At 65.2% G+C, this 10,626-nt stretch carries 10 protein-coding genes, 1 tRNA gene and 1 pseudogene; 7 read left to right on the top strand and 5 right to left on the bottom strand.

Annotated elements, in window-relative coordinates; translation table 11 throughout:
• Positions 1–157: pseudogene (locus tag KBY73_RS03015) on the bottom strand (photosystem II D2 protein (photosystem q(a) protein)); the annotation flags it as partial.
• A gap of 178 nt (positions 158–335) precedes the next feature.
• Here KBY73_RS03015 and KBY73_RS03010 point away from each other — a divergent pair.
• From KBY73_RS03010 to KBY73_RS02995, 4 genes are all read left to right on the top strand, one after another.
• Positions 336–599: a hypothetical protein gene (locus tag KBY73_RS03010; RefSeq protein WP_254935584.1), complete on the top strand. Its 264-nt coding sequence runs from the start codon at positions 336–338 to the stop codon at positions 597–599.
• A 33-nt stretch (positions 600–632) separates the two neighbouring features.
• Complete coding sequence (locus KBY73_RS03005) at positions 633–1,316, top strand: ABC transporter ATP-binding protein (protein ID WP_254935583.1); 684 nt, start codon at positions 633–635, stop codon at positions 1,314–1,316.
• 29 nt (positions 1,317–1,345) lie between these two features.
• Positions 1,346–1,417: transfer RNA gene (locus KBY73_RS03000), tRNA-Asn, on the top strand.
• A 282-nt stretch (positions 1,418–1,699) separates the two neighbouring features.
• Complete coding sequence (locus tag KBY73_RS02995; RefSeq protein WP_254935582.1) at positions 1,700–2,425, top strand: response regulator transcription factor; 726 nt, start codon at positions 1,700–1,702, stop codon at positions 2,423–2,425.
• Here the strand turns inward: KBY73_RS02995 and KBY73_RS02990 are convergent, their stop codons facing one another.
• The 3 genes from KBY73_RS02990 to KBY73_RS02980 are packed head-to-tail and all read right to left on the bottom strand — an operon-like array spanning position 2,426 to position 6,397.
• A complete protein-coding gene (locus KBY73_RS02990; RefSeq protein ID WP_254935581.1) occupies positions 2,426–3,376 on the bottom strand; it encodes a DNA polymerase III subunit delta' in 951 nt (316 codons plus the stop codon).
• Positions 3,373–4,053, bottom strand: coding sequence for a dTMP kinase (tmk, locus tag KBY73_RS02985; protein ID WP_254935580.1), 681 nt, complete (start codon positions 4,051–4,053; stop codon positions 3,373–3,375). The genes KBY73_RS02990 and tmk overlap by 4 nt, the downstream gene beginning before the upstream one ends.
• Positions 4,043–6,397: a heavy metal translocating P-type ATPase gene (locus tag KBY73_RS02980; protein ID WP_396096471.1), complete on the bottom strand. Its 2,355-nt coding sequence runs from the start codon at positions 6,395–6,397 to the stop codon at positions 4,043–4,045. The genes tmk and KBY73_RS02980 overlap by 11 nt, the downstream gene beginning before the upstream one ends.
• Positions 6,398–6,435: 38 nt before the next feature.
• Here KBY73_RS02980 and KBY73_RS02975 point away from each other — a divergent pair, with 38 nt between their 5' ends.
• Complete coding sequence (locus KBY73_RS02975; RefSeq protein WP_106632645.1) at positions 6,436–6,957, top strand: photosystem I assembly protein Ycf3; 522 nt, start codon at positions 6,436–6,438, stop codon at positions 6,955–6,957.
• Between the two features lie 6 nt (positions 6,958–6,963).
• On the opposite strand, the gene radA is transcribed toward KBY73_RS02975, so the two are convergent.
• On the bottom strand, positions 6,964–8,418 hold the full coding sequence (radA, locus tag KBY73_RS02970) for a DNA repair protein RadA (RefSeq protein WP_254935579.1): 1,455 nt from the start codon (positions 8,416–8,418) through the stop codon (positions 6,964–6,966).
• A 112-nt stretch (positions 8,419–8,530) separates the two neighbouring features.
• Between radA and rpaB the strand changes: the two genes are divergently transcribed.
• A complete protein-coding gene (gene rpaB / locus KBY73_RS02965; RefSeq protein ID WP_254935578.1) occupies positions 8,531–9,301 on the top strand; it encodes a response regulator transcription factor RpaB in 771 nt (256 codons plus the stop codon).
• Complete coding sequence (gene plsX, locus KBY73_RS02960) at positions 9,282–10,613, top strand: phosphate acyltransferase PlsX (RefSeq protein WP_254935641.1); 1,332 nt, start codon at positions 9,282–9,284, stop codon at positions 10,611–10,613. The genes rpaB and plsX overlap by 20 nt, the downstream gene beginning before the upstream one ends.
• The last annotated feature ends 13 nt before the right edge of the window (positions 10,614–10,626 follow it).

Raw genomic sequence — 10,626 nt, 5'->3', positions numbered from 1 at the left:
AGGTGGTGCCGGTGAGCCAGCCACCCAGAGCCAAATAGGCCGTGGGGAACAGGAGCAGACCAGACCACCCCACAAAAACGAAGCGGTCGCGCTTGAGCCAGTCATCGAGGATGTCGAACCATCCCCGCTGCGGTGCGCGGCCTAAGGCGATCGTCATGAGAGCGGCTTCATGAAGCGTTACATCGGAATACTACGGGTCACAACCGTCAGGCGCGCAAACCCGCCGCAACGCTGAGCAGATTTACCTAGGGGCCGCCAGTTGCGTTTTGCCCAAGTCGCGTCTTGCACCATGGGGGACGGGATTCGCCACAGTGGGGTCAGCCAACCCCCCATCCATGTACGTAGTAGAGCTCTCCCTAAAGCTCAGCCCCATGCCTGTGGCCGTTCAGCGCAAGGAGTTGAACGATGCCCAGGCCCTTTACAACCAGGTGCGGCAGGTCCTCGAAGGCGATGGCCCCCGACTGCTGGAACTCACTTGCGAGAAGGAGGAGGACAAGCGCATCACCTTGCTTTGCAGTGAAGTGGTGGCGGTGCAGCTTTACGAGAAATCAGCCATGGGTAGCGGCGGCAAGCGCCCCGGTTTCAGCTTCGACAGCTGAGCGCCTACGGCGTCCAACTGGAGCCACCCGGTCATGACCCCTCCTCTCACGGTTGAGCGCCTGAGCTTCGCCTGGCCCAACGGCCGCCCGGCCCTGCGTCACTGCAACCTGCAGATCCCGAGGCCAGGGCTATGGATGCTGGTGGGAACCAATGGCAGCGGCAAAAGCACTTTGCTGCGGTTGATCGCCGGCCTGCTGGAGCCCCGCAGCGGCCGCATTCACGCTGCCGGCAAGGCTGCGCTCGTTTTTCAAAACCCAGACCATCAGCTACTGCTGCCCAGCTGCGCCAGCGACCTGCAACTAGGCCTCCCAGCAGATTTAGGCGGCGATGAGCGGCGCTTGAGAGTCGCCCAATCCCTTCTGCAAGTTGGTTTAGGCGGTTTTGAGGAGCGGCCGATCCACACCCTCAGCGGCGGCCAAAAGCAGCGCTTGGCCATAGCAGGCGCCCTTGCCAGTGACGCCGATCTAGTGCTGCTTGATGAACCAACCGCCCTGCTAGATCCCGACAGCCAAAACGGGGTTTTGCAGTTGCTCTGGCAGCTCACCCACCGGCCCGCAGCCCCACTCACTGCCCTTTGGATCACCCACCGGCTTGAGGAGCTGCAGCACTGCGATGGCGCCGCCTTGATGGAGCACGGCTCCGTGGGGAGCTGGCAGAACGGACAGCAGCTAGCCCAGCACCTGGCCCCCTTGCAGGGCGGCAGGGCCGAAGGGTAAGGTCTTCAGACCGGTTTAATCCGGCTTAATCCTCGGTAGCTCAGCGGTAGAGCGATCGACTGTTAATCGATTGGTCGCAGGTTCGAATCCCGCCCGGGGAGCTTATTCACCAAACCGCAGCCCCCGGGTTGCGGTTTTTTAATGCCCGCGCCGCAACAAAAAACCAGGAAGAAATCCTGAAGATTCCGGCCAAAGATGACAGCTGCAGGGCTTGCCCCCACTGGCCTCAGGCAAAAGAAAGGGTGAGATCCGGCTCGATCAGCCCAAAAGAATCGTTTCAGCCAGCCTTCAATCAGTGGCCGGAGCTCACCCATCCGGGCAAAAACGGAGAAAATGCGTTGAAGTTCGCTGCGGCAGTAGCGATTGCTCCTCTACCTCATTCCATGAAGCCCTGCATCCTGCTGATCGAAGACGACAGCGACATGCGCGAGCTGGTGGCAGGCCACCTGGAGCATGGGGGCTTCGACGTACAGCGAGCCGAAGACGGCATCAAGGGCCAGGCCCTGGCTCTTCAATACAGCCCTGATCTGATCCTGCTGGATCTGATGTTGCCCAAGGTGGATGGCCTCACCCTCTGCCAGCGGCTACGTCGCGATGAGCGGACTGCCAAGATCCCGATTCTGATGCTCACGGCCCTCGGCAGCATCAAAGACAAGGTGAGCGGTTTCAATTCCGGCGCCGACGACTATCTCCCTAAGCCCTTCGATCTCGAGGAGTTGATGGTGCGGGTTAAGGCGCTGCTGCGCCGCAGCGACCATGCCCCCCTATCCACCAAGCACAACGAAATCCTCAGCTACGGCTGCATCACCCTGGTACCTGAGCGCTTTGAAGCCATCTGGTTTGACGAGCCGGTGCGCCTCACCCACCTGGAATTCGAACTGCTGCACTGCCTGCTGCAGCGCCACGGCCAAACCGTGGCCCCTTCCCTGATCCTCAAGGAGGTTTGGGGCTACGAACCTGACGACGACATCGAGACCATCAGGGTGCACGTGCGCCACCTACGCACCAAGCTCGAGCCCGATCCCCGTAAACCCCGCTTCATTAAAACCGTGTACGGCGCCGGCTACTGCCTGGAGCTACCCAGCGAACGCCAAGCCCAGGCCAGCTGATCAGATCCCGGCCAACTCCAGCAGGGCCACTTCCCAGGCCAGCCGCGGCTGCACGTAGGCGCGCAGCTGGCTGCGCAGGCGCTCTAGGCGCTGGAGCTGGGCCACCGGGGCCTGCCGCCTCCATAACGCCAGCTGCCACCAGCCAAGCAGCCATAGCTGTTGTTCAGCATCAAGGGCCTCGGCCAGATCCCTCGCCAGGGCCAGGGCCTGGAGGGGCTCCGCAGCTGCTGCCAAGTCCAGCAACCTTGCCGCCAGCCCCTCAGGCAGGGCTGCCCAGGCCTGGCGGCAACGCAGCAGGGCCCCCGGCGAACCTGCAGCCAGCTCCAGCAGTTCAGGTGGATCAGCCGTTGGGGCGGGCTCACCGCAGCGCTCCAGCACCACCGTCAGCTGCTCGGAGCTGAGCCTGGTGAAGGGGATCTGCTGGCAGCGGGAGCGAATCGTGGTGAGCAGCTGCTCTGGCGTCGCCGCGATCAGGATCAGCAGGCCCTCACCGGGCTCCTCCAGGGTTTTGAGCAAGGCATTGGCTGCCCCCTCGGCCATCGCCTCGGCGTCCTCCAGCACCACCACACAACCCCTGGCTTCCACGGCCCGACGGGATAAAAAGCGCGAAACGTCGCGAATCTGCTCAAGCCGCAGCTGGGGTGCAGCCCGCCGCGCCAAGCCCAGCTCCTCGGCCTTGGAAGCCGGCACCAACTGGCCTTTGTCCTGATAGGTGGGCTCGACCCAGAGCAGATCCGGGTGGTTTCCCTCCTGGAGACGCCTGCGGATACCGGCATCGCCCTGAAGCCCTGCCAGCACACCCTCCAAAAAGCGCAACGCCGCCAACCGCCGCCCGACGCCATCAGGGCCGGCAAACAGATAGGCCGGCGCCAGCCGCCCCTTAACCAAGGAGGCTTCGAGCAGGGCTACGGCCCTGGTCTGACCAAGCAGGTCGTCAAACAGGGCCGTCATGGGGGCGAACCAGTCGCAAGCTCGGCCAGCAAACCGCAGCAGGCTGCCGCCACCTGCTCCGGTGCCCCAGTGGCATCAACCCGCCGCCAGCCCCGCCCTGCGGCCAGGGCCGCAAAACCATCGATAACCCGGTGCAGAAAAGCCTCACCGCTGGCCTCGATGCGGTCGGCAGTGCGCTCACCGCGGCGACGCAGGGATTCGGCCAGGGGCAACTCCAGCCAGAGGGTGAGATCGGGGGCCAGGCCTCCTGTGGCCAGCTGCTCCAGCTGGGCGATACGGGCCAGGTCGAGGCCGCGGCCATAGCCCTGATAGGCCGCCGTAGAGCCGCTGTAGCGATCGCTCAGCACCCAATGGCCGGCCGCCAGAGCCGGCCGAATGCACTGCTCCACATGCTGGGCCCGGTCGGCGGCGTAGAGCAGCAGCTCGGCCATTGGCTCCGGCGCCGCCTCACCCGGGGGGTGCAGCAGCAGCTGGCGCAGCGCAGCCCCTAGGGCAGTGCCCCCCGGCTCCCGGGTCACCAGCAGCTCGGCGCCGGTTGCCAGCAAGCCACTGGTCGGCAACCAGCGGCGCAGGGCCTCGATCTGGGTGCTCTTGCCGCAGCCATCGATGCCCTCAAGCACCACAAACCTGCCCCGGGGAACTGCGGCCGGCGTCGCCACCTGGAAATCAGCTGGCATGATCCCTCCCGTCCTGCAGCAACAGGGCATTTGCCACCACCGTGATCGAGCTAAGGGCCATCAGCAGGGCCGCCAGCGGCGGGGTGAGCAATACCCCAAAGCCAGGCAGCAACACGCCGGCCGCCAGCGGCAGCACGATCAGGTTGTAACCAAAGGCCCAAGCAAGGTTTTGACGCACCTTGGCCATGGTGCGGCGGGCCAGCAGCAGGGCCCGCACAATGCCGTCGAGCTGCTCGCCCATCACCACCAAATCGGCGCTGTCCTGGGCGATCTGGGTGCCCGTGCCAACGGCGATGCCAAGGTCTGCCGCAGCCAGGGCAGGGGCGTCGTTGATGCCATCACCCACCATCGCCAGGGCTCCGTAGGCCGGATGCTGCAGGATGCACTCCAGCTTCTGCTCGGGCCGCAGTTCCCAGGCCAGCTCGGCCTCAAGCAGACCCAACCGGCTGCCCAGCTGCTGCACCGGCTCACGCCGATCGCCACTGAGCAGGCCAAGATCCAGATCCATGCCCCGCAGGGCTGCCAGCACCGCCGCCGCGTCCGGGCGGGGCTGATCATTGATTGCTAATAATCCGAGCAGGCCCAGCTGGTCGTCGGCCAAAGCCAGAACACTGGCCCCGTGACACTCGAGCAGAGCCTGGCGGGCCAGCAATGCGGCTGAGGGCGCCGGCTCCACCCAGGCCAGCCGTCCAACCCGCAAACGCCTGCCCGCAACCAAGCCCGCCACGCCTTCACCCGCTGTGGTGTGGGAATCACCCAGCTCAAACAGCACCAGATCACGGCGTTGGGCTTCCTGCAGCAAGGCCTGGCCCAGGGGATGGCGACTGCCCGTTTCAAGACTGGCAGCCAGTTGCAGCAGCCGATCGGCATCAAGATCAGCGAGGGGCTCCACCGCCGCCACCAAGGCACGCCCCAGGGTGAGAGTGCCGGTTTTATCGAACAGCACAGCCTGGAGCCGGGCAGCGGTTTCAATCGCATCACCACCGCGAAACAGCAAACCCTCCCGGGCAGCCCTACCCGTGCCCACCGTGATGGCGGTGGGGGTAGCTAGGCCCAGGGCGCAGGGGCAGGCCACCACCAACACCGCAATTGCTAATTGCAGGGCCAGGGCAAAGGGGGTTTCGGCGCTGGTACCAAGCACCCCATGGCCGGCGTGCCCCCCGGCATGACCGGCCACATTGGGGGAGTTGAGCACCTGGGGCCAGATATCGGTGCCTAACAACCACCAAAAAAGCAGCGTCGCCACCGCTAGAGCCAGCACCACCAGGGTGAAACGCCCGGCGATCCGGTCGACTAGGGCCTGAATGGGCGCCTTGCGGGCCTGGGCCCGCTCGACCAAATGGATGATCCGGGCAATGGCGCTATCGGCCCCACGGCGACTCACCTCCAGCACTAGGGGCGCCTCCAGATTGAGGCTGCCGGCGGCGAGCTCGCTGCCGGCACCGGCCTGCAGGGGCAGCGGTTCGCCGGTAAGGCCTGAAACATCCACCGCCGAGCAGCCCTCCAGCACCACGCCATCAACTGGCACCCGGTCTCCGGGCAGCAACCGAACGCGGTCACCGGGGCGCAGGCCGCCAACCCGCACCGGACGCGGCGGTCCATCGCCAAGCAGAAGCAGGGCGGTGTCAGGTTGGAGCTCAGCGAGCTGCTCGAGGGCACGGCCGGTGCGAAAGCGGGCCCGTTCCTCCAAGAAGCGGCCCAGCAGCACAAAGCCAAGCAGCATCACCGGCTCATTGAAAAAGCAAGGCCAGCCGGTGTGGGGCCAAAGGAAGGCCACCAAGCTGGCCCCATAGGCACTGAATACCCCTAGCCCGACCAGGGTGTCCATGCTGGGCAAGCCGGCCAGAGCTCCCTGGATTCCCCGCACCAAAATCGGCCGCCCGGGCCCGGCCAAGGCTGCAGTGGCAACCAAGGCGTGAATCCAGAGGGCACCAAGCCCCGCCCCGGGCAGATGACCGAGCACGGACACCAGCAGCAGCACCAGGGCAACCACCAGCTGGCGCCACTGTTGCCACCAGCTGCGCGCCCGCAAGCGCTCCCGACGACTCGACAACTCGACTTCACTAGAGCGCAGTCGTGCCTGGAAACCCAGCTCTGCCAAGGCCTCAAGCAGGTTCCCTTGATCCGCTTCAGCAGAGGCGAGATCGACCCAGGCAGTGCGGGTTAAGAGGTTGACGCTGGCCTGGCGCACCCCGGGCTGATCCAGCAGGCGCTGCTCCACAGCCCGCACACAGCCGCCGCACTTCATCCCCTCGATCTCCAGCAGGAGGGGCTCCAGCAGAGGCGGCTCCTGGAGCGAGTGCAAGGCCAAGCAGGGAGAAGAGTCGGCCCAGGCTAGGGACATCCGCCAGGATGGGCCCAAGAAGTCCGCCGCATTAGCCCGTGCCCCGCAGTCAGCGCAACGACAACTTCATCGATAAGAGCTTCACGGTGATGGCCGACTTGATCCTCAAGGTGCTGCCCACCAACCGTCGCGCCAAGGAGGCCTTCGCCTATTACCGCGACGGCATGAGCGCCCAGGCCGACGGCGAATACGCAGAAGCCCTTGAGAACTACGAGGAGGCGCTAACCCTCGAGGACGACCCCAACGACAAGGCTTTCATCCTCTACAACATGGCCTTGGTGTTTGCCTCAAACGGTGACCACGCCAAAGCGCTTGACTTCTACGGCCAGGCCCTTGATCTCAACAGCAAGATGCCCCAGGCCCTCAACAACATGGCGGTGATTCACCACCACTTGGGCTCGATCGCCGAAGAGAGCGGCGATGCCGATGAAGCTGACCGCTGTTTCGATCAGGCAGCCGACTTCTGGGGCAAGGCGATCCGGCTGGCACCAAACAACTACATCGAAGCCCAGAACTGGCTCAAAACCAGCGGCCGCGGCAGCGTCGACGTTTATTTCTAAGCCGGATTAACTCCGGTCGTCCGCCGGATTCACCCCCAAGGCGGCCACCAGCGCCTCGGCCACGCCACCGGCCTCCAGCAGCTGCAGACCAAACCCAGCGGCCGCCTTAGCCAGGCCCGTGCCCCTCGGCACCACCGCCCGGGTGAAGCCCAGCCGCGCCGCCTCCTGCAGCCGCAGCTCCAGCTGCCCCACTGGCCGCAGCTGACCGCCCAGGCCCAGCTCCCCCACTAGCACCGTGCCGGGCGGCAGGGTGAGGTCGCGGTAGCTGGCCACCACCGCCGCGGCCACGCCGAGATCCGCCGCGGGCTCCTCCACCTCCAAGCCGCCGGCCACCGCCAGGTAGCAGTCAAAGCGCGACAGGGGCAAGCCCAGGTGCTTTTCGAGCACGGCCAAGATCTGGTGCAGGCGATTAACGGCGATGCCGGTGGCGCTGCGGCGCGGGCTGGCGTAACTGGTGGTGCTCACCAGAGCCTGCATTTCCACCACCAGGGGTCTGGTGCCCTCGCAGGCCACGATCGTGGCGGTGCCGGCGCTGGGTTCATCGCCGCCGAGAAATAGCTCGCTGGGGTTGGTCACCTCGGCCAGGCCCCGATCGCGCATCTCGAAAACGCCCAGCTCATGGGTGGCGCCGAAGCGGTTTTTCACCGCCCGCAGCAGCCGGTGGCTGGCAAAGCGGTCGCCCTCAAAGGTCAGCACCGCATCCACCAGGTGTTCGAGTACCTTCGGGCCCGCCAGGGCGCCCTCCTTGGTCACGTGACCCACCAGCAGCAGGGCAGTCTCCTGGCGCTTGGCAATGCGGGCCAGGGCGGCGGCACATTCCCGCACCTGGGACACCGAACCAGGGGCGCTGCCCAGTTCGGCGTCATGGAGGGCCTGGATCGAATCAATGATCGCCACCGCTGGCCGCAACGCCTCCAGCTCCTGCAGCACCAGCTCCAGATCGGTTTCGGCGAGCAGCTGAAAATCAGCCCCTGCTTTGGATTCGCCAGCTTCTGGTTCGCAAGAGCTGGCCTCGGCCAGGCGACGCCAGCGCAGCTTCACCTGCTGGGCCGACTCCTCCGCACTCACGTAGAGCACCGACGCCCGACCCGCCATGGCGCGGGCGCTCTGCAGCAGCAGGGTGCTCTTTCCAATTCCCGGGTCGCCGCCCACCAGCACCAGGGAGCCGGGCACCAGGCCACCGCCCAGCACCCGATCGAATTCTCCGTAGCCGCTGCTAAGCCGCTGCAAGGCCCGCTCCCCCACCGCTTGGATCGGCTCGGAGCGTCGCGGCTGGCCAGCGACAACGGCTTCAGCGGCAGCAACCTCGGCCACCGGGCGCCGGCGCCGGCTGTCGGCCGCCGGAGCAGCTTTTTGCTCCACCAATGTGTTCCAGCTACCGCAGCTGGCGCACTTGCCAAAAAACTGGCGGGCCTGAGCTCCACAGCTGGTGCAAACAAAAAAAGTGCTGGGCTTGGCCACGAACTAAGGGCTGAGGAGAGAGGGCTGTATGAAGAAAGGTGGCATTGAATAAATTTCGCCCCCTCCCGCCTTTTCAGTGGGGGCTATCTGATGTAGCAGCCCGGCTGCAGTGATGACGGCCTCCGCCCCAACCACCACCCTCGGGAACAATCACGGCAAGGAAATAATCCTTGTCGTTGACGACGAAGCCAGCATCCGGCGGATCCTGGAGACCCGGCTATCGATGATCGGTTATCAGGTGGTCACGGCCTGCGACGGCATCGAGGCCCTGGAATTGTTCAAGACCACTCAGCCTGACCTGGTGGTGCTGGACGTGATGATGCCGAAGCTCGATGGCTACGGCGTCTGCCAGGAGCTGCGCAAGGATTCGGATGTGCCAATTGTGATGCTCACCGCCCTAGGCGATGTGGCAGATCGCATCACCGGCCTGGAGCTCGGCGCCGACGACTACGTGGTGAAGCCCTTCAGCCCCAAGGAGCTGGAAGCCCGCATCCGCTGCGTGCTGCGCCGGGTGGAGAAGGAGTCCATCGCCGGTTCTCCCAATTCTGGGGTGATCACGGTGGGCGACCTGCGCATCGACACCAACAAGCGTCAGGTGTATCGAGGTGATGAGCGCATCCGCCTCACCGGCATGGAGTTCAGCCTGCTGGAGCTGCTGGTAAGCCGTAGCGGCGAACCCTTCAGCCGGGGTGAAATTCTCAAGGATGTATGGGGCTACACCCCGGAGCGTCACGTGGATACCCGGGTGGTGGATGTCCACATTTCCCGTCTGCGCTCCAAACTGGAGGATGATCCGGCCAACCCCGAGTTGATCCTCACAGCTCGCGGCACCGGTTATTTGTTCCAACGCATCGTTGACGCCGTTGCCTCCGAAGGGACCTGACAAGCGCGCCAAGCCCAGCCGGGCCATCCGCCGGCTGGTGATCTGGTATCGCCGCAACGCGGCGGTAACCAGCCTGGTAGATAGCGCCACTTCTGCAGCCAGCTCCGCCGCTAACACGGCTGGCAATGTCGCTGGCACCGCCACCAGCGTGGCCGGCAACATGGCCAACACGGTGCTGCAGCCGCTGGTGTTCGACCCCCTACGCCGCCTGCAACGGGGCCTGGGGGGGCCGGGCGAAGACACACCGATCAACGACTCCGACCGCCTCTGGGTAGCGGTCGATGGCATGGGTGGGGACCATGCCCCAGGCCCAATTCTGGAGGGCTGCCTGCGGGCCGTGGAATTGTTGCCCCTGCGGGTGCGGTTCGTGGCCGAAACAGCCCCGCTACAGACCGCGGTGACCGCGATGGGCCTCCAGGACGAACTCAACGAAGCCGTAGCCCGCGGCCTGATCGAACTTGTGGCCAGCGGTCCCTCGGTGGGCATGAACGAAGAGGCAACGGTGGTGCGCAAGAAGCGCGACGCCAGCATCAACAAGGCCATGGATCTGGTGAAGCAGGGCGAGGCCACGGCGGTTTACTCCGCAGGCAACTCCGGAGCCGTGATGGCTGCGGCGATCTTCCGGCTGGGCCGACTCAAGAGCATCGATCGCCCCGCCATCGGTGCCCTATTTCCCACCAAAGACACCGAACAGCAGGTACTGGTGCTCGATGTTGGCGCCAACATGGATTGCAAGCCCGCCTACCTGCACCAGTGGGCACTGCTTGGCCACATTTACAGCCGCGATGTGTTGCAGGTGGCCCAGCCCCGCATCGGCCTGGTGAATATCGGAGAAGAGGAGTGCAAGGGCAACGAGCTCTGCCTGCGCACCTACCCCCTGCTGGCAGAAGAGGAGCGCTTCACCTTCGCCGGCAACTGCGAAGGGCGCGACATCCTCTCGGGCCAGTTCGACGTGGTGGTGTGCGACGGCTTCACCGGCAACGTGCTGTTGAAATTCCTGGAATCCGTGGGCAGCGTGCTGCTCGATGTGATCAAAGAGGAACTGCCTAGGGGCCGCCGCGGCAAGGTGGGCTCGGCCTTCCTGATCAACAACCTGCGCCGCATTAAAAAACGCCTCGACCATGCCGAACATGGCGGCGCCCTGCTGCTCGGGGTTAACGGGGTATGCGTAATCGGCCACGGCAGCAGCAAGGCCCTCTCGGTGCTCAGCGCCCTGCGCCTGGCCCACTCCGCCGCCAGCCACGGGGTGATGGCCAACCTCCACGCCCTCAGCGAAGCGGGCAGCCCCGAAGCGCCAGTCGCCTGTGATTGACTGAGCCAACTGT

Source organism: Cyanobium sp. Tous-M-B4 (genome assembly GCF_024345395.1).
Taxonomy (GTDB): Bacteria; Cyanobacteriota; Cyanobacteriia; order PCC-6307; family Cyanobiaceae; genus Cyanobium_A.
This window is presented reverse-complemented; position numbering and strand designations above follow the sequence as displayed.

Coding starts and splice junctions, on each gene's coding strand:
- KBY73_RS03005 (WP_254935583.1), top strand. CDS start 633: ATGACCCCTCCTCTCACGGTTGAGCGCCTGAGCTTCGCCTGGCCCAAC.
- KBY73_RS02995 (WP_254935582.1), top strand. CDS start 1,700: ATGAAGCCCTGCATCCTGCTGATCGAAGACGACAGCGACATGCGCGAG.
- rpaB (WP_254935578.1), top strand. CDS start 8,531: ATGACGGCCTCCGCCCCAACCACCACCCTCGGGAACAATCACGGCAAG.
- tmk (WP_254935580.1), bottom strand. CDS start 4,053: ATGCCAGCTGATTTCCAGGTGGCGACGCCGGCCGCAGTTCCCCGGGGC.
- KBY73_RS02980 (WP_396096471.1), bottom strand. CDS start 6,397: ATGTCCCTAGCCTGGGCCGACTCTTCTCCCTGCTTGGCCTTGCACTCG.
- KBY73_RS03010 (WP_254935584.1), top strand. CDS start 336: ATGTACGTAGTAGAGCTCTCCCTAAAGCTCAGCCCCATGCCTGTGGCC.
- KBY73_RS02990 (WP_254935581.1), bottom strand. CDS start 3,376: ATGACGGCCCTGTTTGACGACCTGCTTGGTCAGACCAGGGCCGTAGCC.